15 protein-coding genes are annotated in these 14,930 nt (G+C 67.9%); 3 read left to right on the top strand and 12 right to left on the bottom strand.

What is annotated here, in order from left to right; genetic code table 11:
* Positions 1-265 precede the first annotated feature (265 nt).
* Both AC5RVD_RS01795 and AC5RVD_RS01790 read left to right on the top strand, forming a co-directional pair.
* Positions 266-880 (top strand): flavodoxin family protein, encoded by a 615-nt coding sequence (locus tag AC5RVD_RS01795; RefSeq protein ID WP_494083715.1) that lies wholly within the window; start codon positions 266-268, stop codon positions 878-880.
* Positions 881-908: 28 nt separating this feature from the next.
* Positions 909-2,306 carry an MFS transporter gene (locus AC5RVD_RS01790; protein WP_494125760.1) on the top strand — a complete coding sequence of 466 codons (1,398 nt, stop codon included), beginning with the start codon at positions 909-911 and terminating at the stop codon, positions 2,304-2,306.
* Between the two features lie 91 nt (positions 2,307-2,397).
* Here AC5RVD_RS01790 and AC5RVD_RS01785 read toward each other — a convergent pair whose 3' ends face one another.
* Complete coding sequence (locus tag AC5RVD_RS01785) at positions 2,398-2,862, bottom strand: RrF2 family transcriptional regulator (protein ID WP_494112685.1); 465 nt, start codon at positions 2,860-2,862, stop codon at positions 2,398-2,400.
* Positions 2,863-2,874: 12 nt separating this feature from the next.
* Positions 2,875-3,780, bottom strand: coding sequence for a sulfite exporter TauE/SafE family protein (locus AC5RVD_RS01780; protein WP_494112686.1), 906 nt, complete (start codon positions 3,778-3,780; stop codon positions 2,875-2,877).
* Between the two features lie 185 nt (positions 3,781-3,965).
* Here AC5RVD_RS01780 and AC5RVD_RS01775 point away from each other — a divergent pair, with 185 nt between their 5' ends.
* Positions 3,966-4,436: a hypothetical protein gene (locus AC5RVD_RS01775; protein ID WP_494121251.1), complete on the top strand. Its 471-nt coding sequence runs from the start codon at positions 3,966-3,968 to the stop codon at positions 4,434-4,436.
* 18 nt (positions 4,437-4,454) lie between these two features.
* Here AC5RVD_RS01775 and AC5RVD_RS01770 read toward each other — a convergent pair whose 3' ends face one another.
* The 10 genes from AC5RVD_RS01770 to AC5RVD_RS01725 form a co-directional block, all read right to left on the bottom strand.
* The gene (locus AC5RVD_RS01770; RefSeq protein WP_494125759.1) at positions 4,455-5,054 is read right to left on the bottom strand and encodes a protoglobin domain-containing protein; all 600 of its coding nucleotides are present in this window, start codon (positions 5,052-5,054) and stop codon (positions 4,455-4,457) included.
* 83 nt (positions 5,055-5,137) lie between these two features.
* Positions 5,138-6,667, bottom strand: a complete 1,530-nt coding sequence (locus AC5RVD_RS01765) for an MFS transporter (protein WP_494125758.1) — start codon at positions 6,665-6,667, stop codon at positions 5,138-5,140.
* 13 nt (positions 6,668-6,680) lie between these two features.
* A complete protein-coding gene (locus AC5RVD_RS01760) occupies positions 6,681-7,934 on the bottom strand; it encodes a M20 family metallopeptidase (protein WP_494125757.1) in 1,254 nt (417 codons plus the stop codon).
* A gap of 171 nt (positions 7,935-8,105) precedes the next feature.
* On the bottom strand, positions 8,106-9,047 hold the full coding sequence (locus AC5RVD_RS01755) for a S1C family serine protease (RefSeq protein ID WP_494126049.1): 942 nt from the start codon (positions 9,045-9,047) through the stop codon (positions 8,106-8,108).
* A gap of 279 nt (positions 9,048-9,326) precedes the next feature.
* Positions 9,327-10,784 carry an aldehyde dehydrogenase family protein gene (locus tag AC5RVD_RS01750; protein ID WP_494125756.1) on the bottom strand — a complete coding sequence of 486 codons (1,458 nt, stop codon included), beginning with the start codon at positions 10,782-10,784 and terminating at the stop codon, positions 9,327-9,329.
* A 67-nt stretch (positions 10,785-10,851) separates the two neighbouring features.
* Complete coding sequence (locus AC5RVD_RS01745; RefSeq protein WP_494125755.1) at positions 10,852-11,967, bottom strand: NAD(P)-dependent alcohol dehydrogenase; 1,116 nt, start codon at positions 11,965-11,967, stop codon at positions 10,852-10,854.
* Between the two features lie 75 nt (positions 11,968-12,042).
* Positions 12,043-12,648, bottom strand: a complete 606-nt coding sequence (locus tag AC5RVD_RS01740; RefSeq protein ID WP_494125754.1) for an isochorismatase family protein — start codon at positions 12,646-12,648, stop codon at positions 12,043-12,045.
* 108 nt (positions 12,649-12,756) lie between these two features.
* Positions 12,757-13,692 carry a transposase gene (locus AC5RVD_RS01735; protein WP_494125753.1) on the bottom strand — a complete coding sequence of 312 codons (936 nt, stop codon included), beginning with the start codon at positions 13,690-13,692 and terminating at the stop codon, positions 12,757-12,759.
* Between the two features lie 135 nt (positions 13,693-13,827).
* Complete coding sequence (locus tag AC5RVD_RS01730) at positions 13,828-14,403, bottom strand: NADPH-dependent F420 reductase (RefSeq protein WP_494125752.1); 576 nt, start codon at positions 14,401-14,403, stop codon at positions 13,828-13,830.
* Positions 14,404-14,480: 77 nt separating this feature from the next.
* Positions 14,481-14,897: a ChaB family protein gene (locus AC5RVD_RS01725; RefSeq protein ID WP_494125751.1), complete on the bottom strand. Its 417-nt coding sequence runs from the start codon at positions 14,895-14,897 to the stop codon at positions 14,481-14,483.
* Positions 14,898-14,930: the final 33 nt, after the last annotated feature.

The raw sequence follows: 14,930 nt of genomic DNA, 5'->3' as shown, positions 1-14,930 counted from the left end.
CGCGAGGTCGCAGCCGCCCCTGGCGGGCGGTTTTGCGGTCGCGGCGCCGCACGGGAAGGGCGCCAGCACCATCTTACGGTGGCTCGCGTCACCGCCCGGAAGTCGGTTACAACGGAAGCGAACAACGACGGCGACCGTCTCCTTTCCGGGCGTCGATGCTCGAGGTGCGGAACACCGCCTTCCCGAACACCAGATTCGGCAGTCACAGCTGCACCACTCATTGCCTCCCCTTCCCGACGGCATGGCGAAGCCGCAGAATGGCGCTATGGAGGAGACGAAACTCAACGCACTGGCACTGGTCTGCACCCTGACGCCGTCGCCCAAACCGTCCAGCAGCGAACTGCTGGCCCGGCAGGTGATCACGCAATTATCGGCACACGGCGTCACGTGTGACCTCATGCGGGTCGTGGACCACGACGTCAAACCCGGCGTGCAGACCGACATGGGCGACGGCGACGCCTGGCCGTCCATTCGCACCAAGATCCTGGCCGCGGACATCCTGGTGCTTGCGACACCGATCTGGCTGGGCCACCCCGCGAGCCTGGCGCAACTCGTGCTCGAACGCCTGGACGCCGAGCTATCCGAAACCGACGAGCAGGGGCGGCCCAGCATGTTCGACAAAGTCGCGCTGGTGGCCGTCGTCGGCAATGAGGACGGCGCCCACCATGTCACGGCCGAGCTGTACCAGGGCCTGGGAGACGTCGGTTTCAGCCTGCCAGCGCAGGGGTCCACCTATTGGGTGGGCGAGGCGATGCACGGTACCGACTTCCAGGACCTGCCGGAAACCCCGGAAGTGACGGTGACGACGACGGCGACCGCGGCGCGCAACGCCGTTCATCTGGCCCGGCTGCTGCGCCGCGAACCGTATCCGGCCGGGTAAGCGGGCCTGCCGCCGCTAGGGTGGGCGGGTGAACTACTTTCTCCGCAGGCCGTGGACCGGGCGGATCGGCGCGCTGCTGGGCATCCTGCTGATGGCGCTGAGCCTGCGCGCCGCGGTCTCCGCCGTCGGGCCGCTGCTGGGCGAGCTCGGCCCCGAACTCGGCTTCGACGCCACCACCATCGGAGTGTTGGCGATGCTGCCGCCGTTGGTGTTCGCCGCCGCCGGCCTGGGCACCCCGGCGCTGATCCGCTGGCTCGGGCTGGAAAAGGTGCTGGTGGCCGCCGTGCTGCTGGCGGTCGTCGGCCAGTTGGGCCGCGCCGCCGCCGGCGGCGTGTGGCCGTTCCTTACCCTCAGCGCGGTGGTGATGGCGGGGTACGGAATCGGCAACGTCGTGCTGCCGCCGCTGGTCCGGAAATACTTCCCGGACCGGGTGGGCGTGGTGACCGCAGGCTATGTGACCCTGCTTGCGGTCAGCACGGCGATGAGTCCGCAACTTGCTGTCCCGGTGGCGGACGCCGCGGGCTGGCGGACCTCGATCTCGCTCTGGGCCTCGGTCAGCGCCGTGGTGCTGATCCCGTGGGCGGTCCAGGCGGTAGGGGATCGCCGCAAGGGCAGGACGGACGACGCCGGGGGGCATGCTCCGGCGGCTGCCTCGCCCAAACAGCGTGCGGACGAGGACGCCCTCGGGCCGATCCGCCGCAAGGGGCCTGCCGTTCGCGCTCCGGAACCTCCGGCGGTGCCGGCGAAGCTGAACCCGTGGCGCTCACCGGTCGCCTGGGGCCTGGCAATCTTCCTGGCCGGCAACTCCGCGCAGACGTATGTGTACTTCTCCTGGCTGCCGCCTTACCTGACCGAACACGGCATCGACTCTGCGACCGCGGGTTCGGCCCTGGCGTACTTCGCCATCCTCGGCCTGCCCGCCAGCCTGCTCGTGCCACTGATCGTGCCCCGGCTGAAGCACCCCATCGCCGCCATCCTGGTCTTCACCGCCTGCTGGATCGGCGGGCATCTGGGCCTGCTGCTCTCGCCGGAGAGCGGCACATGGTGGTGGATGACCCTCTCCGGGCTGGGCCAGGGCACCTTCGCCACCGCGCTGCTGATGGTGAACCTGCGCTCGCGCACCACGCACGGCTCGGCGGTCCTGTCCGGCTTCAGCCAAGGCATCGGCTACGCCGGCGCAGGCATCGCCCCGCTGCTGTTCGGCGTGGTGCACGAAGCCACCGGGTCCTGGAACGCTTCCTTCGCCATGCTGGGCGCCTGCATTGTGGTGATGCTGGTCGGCGCCGTCATGATCAACGGGCCCAGGAACATCGAGGACCCGCCCGGGGCCGGTGGCCGGCGCAGGAAACCGCTCTACCGCGTGGACACCACGGTGCCGTCGAAGACTCCTTCAGCCGGCACCGAGGGTACTGGGTTGGCGAGATAGAGAGCGGCCGACTTCGCCGGGCCCGATTGCAAGCCGGGAGCCCAGCCGTCGGTCGGTGACCCGCAGCGAGGGGGAGGCCGCCGAGGCGTGGCTACCTGGGCTCCCACGCGTCGTCGCGCGCACTGCGCTCGGTGACTTCAGCCGGCAGCTGACCGGAGGCGAGCTGGTCCAGGGTAACCGACTCCAGCACTTCGCGCAGGCTGCTGCGCGCGGCGATCCAGACCGGCTGGAGAACCGCTGCCGCATCCTCGTATTGCACCGCTTCGGGCCGCACTCCGTGCACGCTCACCAGGGGCCCGTCGACCGCACGGATGATGTCCGCGACGGTGATCTCAGCTGCCGTGCGGGCCAGGTGCCAGCCGCCGCCTTGGCCGCGACGGCTGCGCACAATGCCGCTGCGCCGCAGGTCGGCAAGGATCGACAGCAAGTAGTTGTGCGGGATGTCTTGGGCGGCCGCTACGGCCTCGGCCGCCAGCGTTCCGGTCTGCGCCTCGGACGACCGGGCGATGACGATCAGGGCGCGCAGGGCGTAGTCGGATTTGGCGGTGATGTGCACCACCCCATTGTCTCAGGCGCCGGCGAGCTCCCGCTCGGGCTCCTCCTCATGGCGGCGGCGCGACTCCTTGCGGACGGCCTGCGTGATCAACAGGCCGGCCGCGACCCCCAGGACGGCCAGCGTGAGCCAGACCGGGTCGGAGTTCTTTTCCGCCCCGCCCCAAGTCTCCATCATGGTCTTGGCGTTGGTCAGAATAATGAGGCTTCCGGCTGCTACGCCGAGGACCGCTGCGGCCAGGTGCCGTACCAGCCACGCCGAGACGGGGGCCGCGATGACGCCGCCGGCCAGAAGGGCCAGAACCCAAGCGAAGTTGATGCCCTCCCGTCCGAGTGCGAGCAGGAAGCCCAATGACGCACTGACCGCAACGATGAATTCGGTGGCGGAGATCGAGCCGATAACCTTGCGGGGTTCAATCTTGCCGGTGGACAGCAGCGAGGTGGTGCCGATAGGCCCCCAGCCGCCACCGCCGATGGCGTCCATCGTTCCGGCGACGAGGCCAAGCGGCATCAGGAAGGCGGCCTTGACCCGACCCTTGAACTGCGGCCTCCGGCCGGACAGGATCAGGAACCGGAACAGGACGTAACCACCGAGCAGGCAGAGCAGCAGAGCAACCCATGGCTTGGCGGCGTCGGCCGGCAGGCTGACCAGGAAGTTGGCTCCCATGAAGGCGCCGATGCCCCCGGGGACAGCCATGATCCCGACGATGCGCCAGTCGACGTTGCCGAACTTGTGATGGGCGAAACCGGAAATCAGCGCTGTGCCGACCTCGGAGAGGTGGACTGCTGCGCTGGCCGCAGCGGGAGCGATGCCTACGGCAATCATCAGGCTGGAGGAGGTCACGCCGTATCCCATGCCGAGCGAGCCGTCGACCATTTGGGCGAGTAGGCCGACGATGGCCATGAGGAACAGATTGCGCATCTTGTGTGCCTTTCCTCGAAACTCTAGTAAGTCACTAGAGTTTGGAGTGTATGGACACCGCTGGGCCTTGTCGATAGCAATTTGTCGCGGGCACGCATCCTTGAGCAAATCCTGAGGAAACGTGCGCGCGCGCCCGTGCCGCTCGCGCGGAAACGTAGGATGGAGGGTGGACTTGGAGGTACAACATGGTTCGCCTGCGCATGGCGGCGCGGCTGGTGCTGCCGGCCCTTTGGTTGGGCCTCATTGTCGGCATTTCGCTGATCGAGGCGCCGCTGAAGTTTCAGGCGCCCGGCATCACCATTCCGCTGGGGCTGGGTATCGGCCGGTTGGTTTTCACCGCGATGAACATCGCGGAACTCGTCCTGGCCGCGCTGCTGGTGCTGTCGCTGGTGGGACAGCGCGTAGACCGTCGGTTTTGGGCGCTGGTGGGCGGCGCCGTCGTCGTGCTGCTGGCCAAGGTGATAGTGGTCCGGCCGCTGCTTAACCGCCGGACCGACATGGTGCTGGCAGGCACGGACGACGGTGGTTCCGCGCTGCATTATTTCTATATCGCGGCCGACGGTGCCTTGCTCATCCTGCTGGTCCTGATGCTTATCGCCGCAGCACGGCGCTGGCTGCCAGCGGCCGACGCCGTACCGGAGCGGCCCCGGCGCTGAGCCTTCTGCCCGGGGCCGTTACCACTCGCCAGGGAGCGTGTAGGGCCGGGACCACAACGCAATCTGCAGGACCACGGCCTTCAGCCAGGACTGCATCATGGCGTCCACGTCCTCGGCCGAAGCTCCGCCGCGTGCCAGGAACGGCCGCATCGTGGTGACTACGGGCCCGATCAGCGCGATGAGATGCCGCAGCGGGACCACCTGCGTCGACCCGACATGGTCCGTGTCGTTCTTGTGCTCGGGAGTATGGCGCAGGGCAATCTCATTCTGATAGTCCAGCCACTCCTGGTCGTAGGGCTTGGTGCAGGTGTCCCGGATCCACTGGCCGAACCGCAGGCGGACTGCCCCCAGGTAGTCCTCGATCGGCGGGCCGTCGGGCCGGGAAAAGTGGGCCACGAGATGCGGCTGCCCGGCTATAAAGCCGTACCAGACGTCGAGCACGTCCTCCACCTGGCCGTCGAGGACCTCGCCGGCACGGCGCAGCACGGCGGCGTCCTCCTCGCCGAACATGGCGCTTGCCTTGAGCTCCTCGAGCTCGGCCAGAGTAACCGGTGAGTGGGCCACCGTGCCGTACCCGTAGCCTGGAATGCTTGAACCGCTGGATGCATGGACCGACATGGCAGTGCCTCCACTGAAGGATTGGCGAACGGCGACCTGAACGGCCATTTATACTCCGGGTCACGGCTGCGGTCAACGACGCTCTAGTTCCCGAAGGCCGGCGGCGCGACTTCGTCCGGCCTGGCCTCCTCCTCATCCTTGCTCCTGGTGGCGGGGACCGTGACGATAATCGAGGCGATTGCGACCACGACCATGAAGACGTTGAACAACAGCCCGACCGCCCCGCCGAAGCGCAGCGCCACGTTGTCCTGGCGGCCGATAAACAGGCCCCAGGACTGGATGAGCTCTGGGTTCACCGCCTGCGCGGCCACGTACAGTGCCGCGGAGATGGCCACGCCGATGGCATTGCCCAGCGAGGACGCCATCTTGTAGATGCCGGACGCCGCACCCACCTGGGCGTCCGGGACGTTGGACAGGGCGGCATCGGTGGACGGGGTGGCGTAGAACCCCAGGCCGACGCCGAACAGGGTGAACCCGATGACGGTGAGCACTATGTACTCTTCGATGTGCAGGAAGGTCGCGGAGCACAACAGGATGCCAACACCGGTGATCATGCTGCCCCACAGCATGGGCTTCTTTGGACCGAAGCGCTGCAGCAGCTTCTCGCCCACCCGGATGGTGGCGAGGATGGCGATCAGGTAGCCGAGCGTCAGCAGGCCCGATTGCAGCGAACTCAACCCGGCGGCCACCTGCACCAGTCCCAGCGAAACGATCAGCGTTCCCGCGGCGCCGTTGAGCAGGAAGTTGGACAGGGTGGCGCCGGTGAAGGTGCCGTTTCTGAAGAGCTTCAGGTCCACAAACGCGAAGTGGCGACGGCTTTCGATCTGCAGGAACAGCAGGCCGAACACCACGAAAGCGGCCACCAGCGCGACCCCCGGCCAGCTGAACCAGCCGATGGCCGGCCCCTGGGAGATGTACACGTTGATGGCCACCAGCATGACGATGAAGCAGGCCAGCCCGCCCCAGTCGAAGCGGTGCCCGGCGGCCTCCGGATCGGCGGCCGCCCGCGACTCGGGCGTGCCCCGGAGCAGGAACAGCGCCAGCACTGACAGCACGATCGAGATCCAGAAGATGGACCGCCAGCCCAGGAAGGAGGTGGCCATCAGCCCGCCGAACAGCGCGCAGAAGCCCGAGCCGCCCCAGGAACCGATGGACCAATACGAGAGTGCCCGCTGCCGGTCCTTGCCCTCGTAGTAACTCTTGATCAGCGCCATGGTCGAAGGCATGATGCACGCGGCGGACAGGCCTTGGATCGCGCGGCCGCCCAGCAGCATAAAGTCGGTGAGGCCGCCGAGGTTTTCGGGTGTCAGCGCGATCAGCAGGGAGCCGAGAATGCTGAGGTAGATCCCGGCGTACATGACCTTGGCCCGGCCCAGCCGGTCGGCGAGTCCGCCCGCGACGACGATGAAGATGCCCGAAAACAGCGACGTGATCGAGACTGCCAGGTTGGCCAGCGTTTGTTCAACGCCCAACTCGTCCCTGATGCCCGGGATGACGTTGAGCAGAGTCTGGGCGAAGAGCCAGAAATTGATGACGGCCAGGACGATGCCCAGCAGCCACTTGTCGGTAGGTTTCCAGTCCGTGCGGACGGTGGCCGTGGTGGATTCGGTCATGGCAAACGACCCCTTACTTTGCCAGGTACTCCAGCGCTGCAAAGACGTGCGCTTGGGTGGCGACCGAGAGCGTCGGGTCGATGGCGGGAGCGAAGAAGGGTGAGTGGTTGGCCGGAATGTCTTCGGAGACCGTTCCGTTCTCCACGGCTTTCCGGTAGACGTCGGCCGGAACGGAGCCGACCGTCCAATAGGTATAGGGCACCCCGAGGGCATCCGGAATCCGGCTGAAGTCCTCGGAGGCCGTGGCCGGTTCGGCGTGGTAGACCTGGTCTTCCCCGAAGTGCCGCGTGAAGGCCGCCGTGATGCGTTCGGTGGTTTCGGCGTCGTTGCTGGTCAACGGGAACTGGTCGTAGTACTCGAACTCCGGGTCGCGGGGCGATCCGGCGGCCGCACACTCGCCGCGGACAATCCGTTCGATCGATGCCATGATCCGTTCCCGCAGGGCCAGATCGTACGTGCGCAGGTTCAGCAGCAGCTCCGCACGGTCCGGGATGATGTTGGACTTGGTGCCCGCATTGGAGGCGCCGACGGTCACTACTGCGAATTCGCCCGGCTTGGTCTCGCGGGACACGATGGTCTGCAGCCGCAGCACGATCGACGCGGCCAGCACCACCGGGTCCACGGCGTTGTGCGGCATGGAGCCGTGGGCGCCGCGCCCGTAGACCGTAATTTTCAGGGAGTCGCCGGCAGAGAGGATGGGGCCGGCCGTGGTGCCGATCTTTCCGGCCTCGGTGGGCATCACATGCTGGGCGAAGGCGACGTCGGGTTTGGGAACCTTGGTGGCAAGGCCGTCGTCGACCATTGCCTGGGCCCCCGCGGCAGTCTCCTCTCCCGGCTGGAAGAGTGCCACATAGGTGCCTGCCCAGCCGTCCCGGTGCGCGGCCATCAGCTTCGCCGCGCCCAGCAGGGACACGATGTGCATGTCGTGGCCGCAGGCGTGCATGACGCCGGTGGTACCGCCGCCGGGAAGCTTCGTGGTGGTCTCCGCGGCGTAGTCCAGGCCGGTGGCCTCGGCGACCGGCAGCGCATCGATGTCCGCCCGAGCCAGCACGGTGCTGCCGGAACCGTTGGCCAGGACCCCGACGACGCCCGTCCCGCCGATCCGCTGGACCCCGTAGCCGAAGCCGGTCAGCTCTGATGCGATCCGATCGGCGGTGTTATGTTCTTCCATGCTGAGCTCGGGGTTCCGGTGCAGGTCCTTGTACAGGTCCCGTTGCCAGCCCAGCTCTTGCTCCAGTGAGCCGGCGAGGCCGTCCGTGATCGCCATGTTTTACCCCTCCTGGTCCGCCGGCCCGACGTGAGGGCCGGCTGGTTCGGCGCGGTTTCTCCAACCGTAGGACCTGGGCCCATTCAGATACAACGACGGCGGTGTCTCGGGTCCGGGTTATCCTCACCCAGGCACCGTGCCGGCGGGGCAAGAGCCGGCGGTGCCCCGAATCTAACCGGCTGACATTTCCACCGGCCAGGCGATCAGCTCCAGCACGGACCCGCTGCGCAGCACGGCCAGCGGAAACTCCACGCCGATGGCGTCTGCGAAGAGCAGCCGCTGCAGGCTTTGCGCGTTTGCCACCGGCTGGCCGGCGGCCCGGATCACCAGGTCGCCGGGTCGCAGTCCGGCCTGCTCGGCGGGGGAGCCGGGCAGCACTTCGACCACCCGCAGCGCGTTTCGCTCGCCGGTACGCATGATGTCCCGCGGGGACAGCGGCACCGGCGTGCTCACCAGGCCAAGGTAGGCGCGCCGCACGCGCCCGTCGGCCAGCAACGCGGAGATGATCCGGCGGGTCGTGGCGTTGATCGGCACGGCCAGGCCTAGCCCGATCCCGGCGACGGCGGTGTTGATCCCGATAACCCGTCCGGAGGCGTCGGCCAGGGCGCCGCCGGAATTGCCCGGGTTCAGCGCGGCGTCCGTCTGGATGACGTCCTCAATCACCCTCCGGTTCCTGCCCGCGGCGACCGGGATTGAGCGCCCCAGCGCGCTGACCACCCCTGCCGTCACCGAGCCGGACAGGCCCAGCGGGCTGCCCACGGCGACGACCAACTGGCCCACGCGCAGCTTGGAAGCATCGCCCAGCTCGACCGGGCGCGGCACCGTGAGCCGGCCGCGCAGCACGGCCAGGTCGGAGAGTGGATCTGCGCCGACCACGTCAACGTCCGTGCGTGACCCGTCCGCGAAGGCCGCACGGCCGCCGTCGGAGTTGGCCACCACATGCGCGTTGGTGAGCAGGTAGCCGTCTTCGGTGAAGACCACAGCGGAGCCGCCGCCGGACGGGAAGGTCCTGTCCCGGCGTCGTACTTCCATCTGGATACCCGCCACGTGCGGCGTGACGGTCTCGGCTACGCGCACCACGGACGCCGAATACGAGTCCAGCGGGTCCTGCATGGTGTCCGCGGGCTGTGGTTCGGCATGCGGTTCCGGGATTGTGTTCACGGCCCACCTCCGGGAGCTTTGCTTGCTCTCCATGGAACCGCAGAATGGGCAGGTTTGATCCTGCTGCCGCTACGCCTTCAGTGAACCCGGTACGGGCGGTTCTCCGCCGGGTGACCGCGGCGCCTTCCCCACGCCTACGGGCGGCACGTTGCAGCCTGGTCTGGGAGTTGAATCCACGCGACGGCGAGCGGCTGGCTGCCAGCCGCTCGCCGTCGTTGGTACCCGCGGGGTTTAGAACGGGTACTGTGCGATGTCCGGGCGGACGGTGAGCCACTGGGTCTCGGTGAAGGAGTCCATGTTGGCTTGGTGGCCGCCGATGCGGGAGCCGTTGCCGGAGTTCTTGGTGCCGCCGAACGGGGAGTTGGCTTCGTCGGAGACGGTTTGTTCGTTGATGTGGACCTTGCCCGAGTCGACGCGGTCAGCGATCTGCATGGCCAGGCCGACCTCGCCCAGGATGGACAGCGAGAGTCCGTACTCGTTGGCGTTGGCCAGTTCCACGGCCTGGTCGATGGTGGAGAACTTCATCACCGGGGCGACCGGGCCGAAGATCTCGTCCTTCCACGCGGTGTTGGCCGGGTCGAGGTCGGCCAGCACGGTGGGGGAGTAGAACGGGCCGTCGTTGGTGCCGCCGGCGGCGAGCCGGGCGCCGGCGGCGACGGCGTCCTGCACGATCGAGTCGATGCGCTTGAGCTGGTTCTCGTCGATGATCGGGCCGAGCGCGACGGTGCCGGTCTTGGGGTCGCCGACCGGCAGGTTCCTGGCCTTTTCGGCCAGCGCGGCGACGTAGTCCTCGTAGATGTCCTCGTGGACGATGTGCCGGCCGGTGGTCATGCAGATCTGGCCCTGGTGCATGAACGAGCCGAACGCGGCGGCGGATGCGGCCTTAGCCAGGTCCGCGCCGGGCAGCACGATCATGGCGTTGTTGCCGCCGAGTTCCAGGTGCGCGCGCTTGAGGTTCCGGGCGGCGGATTCGCCGATCTTGCGGCCGGCGGCGGTGGAGCCGGTGAAGGAGATGACCCGGACCTCGGGGGCTTCGACCACGGCGGCGCCGATGTCCGCGCCGCCGGGCAGCAGGGACAGCAGCCCGGCGGGCAGGCCTGCTTCTTCGAAGACGCGCATCAGGGTCACGCCGCCGCACACAGCGGTGCGCGGGTCCGGTTTGAGCAGCACCGCGTTGCCCAGCGCGAGGGCGGGGGCGACGGCGCGGATGGAGAGGATCAGCGGGAAGTTGAACGGTGCAATCACGGACACGACGCCGACCGGGCGGCGGCGGGCGAAGGACCAGCGGTCCTCGTTGGAGGTGAGCACGTCGCCGGCCGGCAGCGAGGGCAGCGCTGCGGCTTCGTAGCATTCGTTGGCGGCGATGTGGGTTTCCAGGCCGGCCTTGGGGCCGATGCCGCCGGATTCGCGGACGATCCAGGACTGGATTTCCTCGGCGTGTTCTTCCCACAGCGCGCCGGCGCGGCGCAGCACGGCGGCGCGTTCTTCCGGCTTGCGGGCGGCCCATTCCTTCTGCGCGGCGGCGGCAACGGTTGCCGCCTCGTGCACGTCCTCGACCGAGGCCAGGCCGTAGGTGCCCAGGGTCTCGCCGGTGGCCGGCTCCACCGAAGCGGCGGTGCCGGCACCGCCGTCGCGCCAGCCGTTGACATAAATCTTGCCCTCCCACAGGGAGGCATCAAGCAGGGACATATCCCGTCCTTTCAGGTTGATTGCATGGTTGTACCGGCCGCAGCGGCGCGGCCGTGCGAGAAGGGTTTCAGCCGGCGGTTTTCAAGACGGCCTTGATGGTCCCGCCGGCGGCTGAATCGGCGATGGCCGCGTCGATCTGGTCGAACCCGTAGTACTTCACCAGCTTGTCGAAGGGGAACCGTCCGGCCTTGTACAGGGCGATGAGCCCGGGGATCAGTTGGGCGGAGGTGCTGGAACCGCCGAGGGTGCCGATGATCCGCTTGCCCCAGAGCGTGCGCAGGTGGTCCACCGAGAACCGCGCCTGAGCCGGCGCCCCGCCGATCAGCACCAGTGTGCCCAGCAAGCCCACGGCGTCCGCAGCTTCTTCAACCACCTTGATGTTGCCGGTGCATTCCAGCACGTAGTCGGCCGGGCCGCCGCAGATGCGCTGGATCTCCTCGAGGGCGCTGGTGTTGCCGGAGTTGATGGTGTGGGTGGCACCCAGTTCGCGCGCCAGTTTCAGCCGCGAATCATGCAGGTCGATGGCAATGATGGTGGCCGCGGGCGTGTTCTTCGCGGCCATGATCGCGGCCAGACCCACGGCGCCGGCTCCGTACACCACCAGCGACTGGCCCGGTTCGGGCTTTGCGGTGTTGAACACCGCGCCTGCACCCGTCGTAATACCGCAGGCCAGCGGCCCGAGCAGTTCCAGCGGGATGTCCTTGTCCACCTTCACCAGCGACGACGCCAGTGCGAGCGAGTAGTCGGCGAAGGATGACTGGCCGAAGAAGTGGCCGGAGACCTTGCTGCCGTCGGCCCGGGTGTATGCGGACTTCCCCGCGTCCGGCCCCTTGAACCGTGCGCCGCTCACCAGCGCCTCGCCCAGCCGCAGGCAGTAGCGGTGCTCGCCGCGCAGGCAGTTCTTGCACTCGCCGCAGTAAGCCCAGCCCATGATCACGTGGTCGCCCACGGCAACATTCGTCACGCCGTCCCCGACGGCCTCCACCACGCCGGAGCCTTCATGGCCCAGCACGCCGGGCAGCGGCAGCGGCATGTCGCCGGCCTGGGTGATCAGGTCGGTGTGGCAGAGGCCGACGGCGGCGACCTTAACCAGCACTTCGCCCGGCCCGGGCTCGTCCAGCTCCAGCTGCTCGGGGACGAACGGCGCGTCCTTTTCTTCGACTACCAGCGCATTGATCTTCATTGCCATGCTCCTTACGGTCTTGCCGGCTATGTTGATGTGTCACTTGTTCAACGTTTCACTGCGGAGGAAAAGTCCCTACGCCGTGGTGCCGATCTCCCGTTCCATCTCGACCGAGCTCATCACCCGGCCGAAGAAGGTGCCGATGGCGTCCAGGGAGGCGGACTGCGCTGCCTCCGACCGGCCGCCGGTTGCGTCCGACAGGAACACCACTTTGTAGTCGTTCACGTAGGCACTGCGCGCGGTCGATTCACAGCAGACCTCGGTCAACGTGCCGGCGATGATCACGGTGTCCACGGTGTTCAGCCCGCGGATGGTAGCCAGGACGCTCTTCAGCTGCGTGTTGTGGAAGGCGTCGTAGCGGTGCTTGTCCAGCACGTAGTCGTCGGCTTCGGGCTTGAGTTCCTCGACGATCTCAACTCCGCTGGTTCCGCGGCGCATGCCGGCCGTCCGCAGCCGCTGGTTGTAGGTGGTCTCCAGCGGCGAAACGTCGAACGTTTCCAGCAGCACGTGTCGGGTATAGATGACCGGGATGCCTGCCTGCCGGCAAGCCGCGGCGGCGGTCACCATTTCCGGCAGTCGGTGGCGGGCCATCGGCACTTCCATCGGCGCGCCTTCCAGCACGAAATCGTTCTGCATGTCGATCATCAGCAGCGCGGTCCTGGCCGCATCAATGCGCCACATGTTGGCCCCCCCTGTCGGCTCCGGCCGGTCCGGGCATTCTGCCCGCCGGACCTGAGACCTAGGCTACATGTTCACGCCGATGCCGGCCCCGCGGTGACCACCGGGCGGCTAGTCCTGGCCGTCGAGCTCGCGGCGGGCGGCGGCGGCGGCCTTGCGCGTCCGGTCGGCGGTCTTGGCCGCGGAAACCAGGTCTTCCTCGGCAGCTTCCATCTTGCGGTCCGTCGAGGCGACCTCACGTTCCAGGTCCTCGATACGCCGCTTCAGTTCGGCGAGCTCGCCCACGAGTTCGTCCCGTCGGTTCTGCAGTTGGTCCAGCTTGTCCAGCACCTTCTGTTCCGATGCTTCGGCGTCTTGCTTGCGCTGCTCCGCCTTGTCCAGCGCCGCCTGCGCCTGCCGGCGCCGTCGTTCGGCCTCTTCGGCTTCCTGCGTGGCGGCCCGTTCGGCCTTGGCGGCCCGGCGCTCGGCGAGTTCGTCCCGCGAGGACCGCTTCGGCTGGCGCGGTGGCGCCGGCTCGGCACCTGCCTCCGGGGGAGCGCCCGCCCCGGGCAGCGCCACGCGGCCGTCCAGGTCCACCGGGTCAATCCCGTTCGATGAGAGCGACTCGGTCAGCAGGCCGCTGGTTACGGCCGCCGCCGCTGCGGCATCTGCCATCGCCGCATGCAGCGTCTGCTCCGCCTCGGCGACTGCCGCGGCACTCACCTTTTGCCCGAGCTCATCGGCCAGTTTCCGGCCCTCTGCCGCCACGGCGGCCAGCAGTTCCCGGCGCTGGTCGCCCAGCCGGCGCAGTTGTTGCGGATCGAGCTGCTCCTGGGCTTCGCTCATGGCGTGGCCCAGTTCCACGATCCCGGCGATGTCCGCGCTCCGGTGCCGGTTCAGGAGATTGACCAACCAGGCCGCGGCCGACGGTTTCGCCAGCGCTTTGATCTGCCCGGCGAGTTCCTTGTGGCCGTCCTGGGCTGCCTCCTTGGCCCTCGCGTTGCGGGCCGCGGTGAATTCGCCGGGCAACAGCGCGTACAGCTCCCGTGCCGCGCTCTCCAGGTCCATGTGCCCCAGCCTAATAGGAGCGGCCGTCCGCGGTTGTTTTCGGCCACAGTTGGCGGGGCAGTGACGATCCAAACCCCGGGCGGGCGGCAGCTGTCCGCGGGCCACCCCCAGCCATGGAGCCGGCGCCAGCTGAGGTCAGGGCACCACGCCGAAGCCGCCGCTCCAAGCGATCTTCTCGCTGGCGGCCAAGGTGATCTGCAGGAAGCCCATGGCTTCCAGTTCCCGGGCCCGGGACAAGGCACCGGCGTCGATAACACGGAGTCCGGCGGCGGCGACGACCTCGGCCAGCATGGTTTTGGCCTCTGCGTCGTCGCCGGCCACCAGCACGGTGGTGGTCAACCCGCCGACCGTCCCGGCAGCCAGCGTGGCGGCCAAGGTGGTGTTGAAGGCCTTGAGCACCGCCGAGTCCGGCAGCGCGGCGGCCAGTTCCGCGGCCGCGGAGCTGTCCGCCGCCACGGTGAGGGAGTCGAAGGTCTCGAAGTTCAGCGGGTTGGTGATGTCCACGACCACCTTGCCGGATAGCTGCGCGGGGCGCTTGCCGAGGATGTCGGCCAGGGCGGGATAGGGCACGGCCAAGACGACGATGTCACCGGTGACCGGCTTGTCCTCGTCGGAGTGGCCGAGCATCTCGACGGTGTTGCCGCCCTTGGTGACGACCCCGGAAATGGCCTGGCCCATCTTTCCGGTACCGATAACGCTGACGTGTGCCATGGAGTGCTCCTCGATCACGGATGGATACTGGAAGACGGAGCCAAGACGCTAGCGGCAGGAGCGGTAGCCGTCAACGGCTACCGCGACTTTCTGGTCTCCCTGTCGTTGGCCTTGCGCAGCGCCTCGACCAGCTCTGACTTGTCCATCTTCGACCGGCCGGGGACATCGAGCTTCTTGGCCAGATCGTAGAGGTGCTGCTTGGAGGCGTTTGCGTCCACCCCGCCCTTGGTCTCCCGCGAAGTGCCGGCGCCGCCCTCCGCTTGCGGGTCGGAGGGGCCCTTCTTTTCCTTCGGCTCCCAGTGGTCGCCCACCTTCTCGTGCGTGTGCTTAAGCGCGCTGTAGGCCACGCGGTGGGCACGTTCCTCGTCGCCGTACGTTTCGGCCGCGGAATCGTGGGCCTCCGCGAAAGTGTCCTGGGCCTTCTTGCCCGACCGCCGCAGTGTGCTGGGCAATTCGCTCTGCTTCGGCTTGCCGCTCTTCGTCGTCTTCGGCATCTGGACCACGTCCCTTCAGAAAGGATTGTTCGC

This window comes from Arthrobacter sp. THG-b23 (assembly GCF_059091265.1).
This window is presented reverse-complemented; position numbering and strand designations above follow the sequence as displayed.

What these genes read in the sequence shown, in the direction of transcription:
- AC5RVD_RS01795 (WP_494083715.1), top strand. Translation starts at nt 266, where the DNA reads ATGGAGGAGACGAAACTCAACGCACTGGCACTGGTCTGCACCCTGACG.
- AC5RVD_RS01780 (WP_494112686.1), bottom strand. Translation starts at nt 3,780, where the DNA reads ATGCGCAATCTGTTCCTCATGGCCATCGTCGGCCTACTCGCCCAAATG.
- AC5RVD_RS01775 (WP_494121251.1), top strand. Translation starts at nt 3,966, where the DNA reads ATGGTTCGCCTGCGCATGGCGGCGCGGCTGGTGCTGCCGGCCCTTTGG.
- AC5RVD_RS01770 (WP_494125759.1), bottom strand. Translation starts at nt 5,054, where the DNA reads ATGTCGGTCCATGCATCCAGCGGTTCAAGCATTCCAGGCTACGGGTAC.
- AC5RVD_RS01765 (WP_494125758.1), bottom strand. Translation starts at nt 6,667, where the DNA reads ATGACCGAATCCACCACGGCCACCGTCCGCACGGACTGGAAACCTACC.
- AC5RVD_RS01760 (WP_494125757.1), bottom strand. Translation starts at nt 7,934, where the DNA reads ATGGCGATCACGGACGGCCTCGCCGGCTCACTGGAGCAAGAGCTGGGC.
- AC5RVD_RS01755 (WP_494126049.1), bottom strand. Translation starts at nt 9,047, where the DNA reads ATGCAGGACCCGCTGGACTCGTATTCGGCGTCCGTGGTGCGCGTAGCC.
- AC5RVD_RS01750 (WP_494125756.1), bottom strand. Translation starts at nt 10,784, where the DNA reads ATGTCCCTGCTTGATGCCTCCCTGTGGGAGGGCAAGATTTATGTCAAC.
- AC5RVD_RS01745 (WP_494125755.1), bottom strand. Translation starts at nt 11,967, where the DNA reads ATGAAGATCAATGCGCTGGTAGTCGAAGAAAAGGACGCGCCGTTCGTC.
- AC5RVD_RS01740 (WP_494125754.1), bottom strand. Translation starts at nt 12,648, where the DNA reads ATGTGGCGCATTGATGCGGCCAGGACCGCGCTGCTGATGATCGACATG.
- AC5RVD_RS01735 (WP_494125753.1), bottom strand. Translation starts at nt 13,692, where the DNA reads ATGGACCTGGAGAGCGCGGCACGGGAGCTGTACGCGCTGTTGCCCGGC.
- AC5RVD_RS01730 (WP_494125752.1), bottom strand. Translation starts at nt 14,403, where the DNA reads ATGGCACACGTCAGCGTTATCGGTACCGGAAAGATGGGCCAGGCCATT.
- AC5RVD_RS01725 (WP_494125751.1), bottom strand. Translation starts at nt 14,897, where the DNA reads ATGCCGAAGACGACGAAGAGCGGCAAGCCGAAGCAGAGCGAATTGCCC.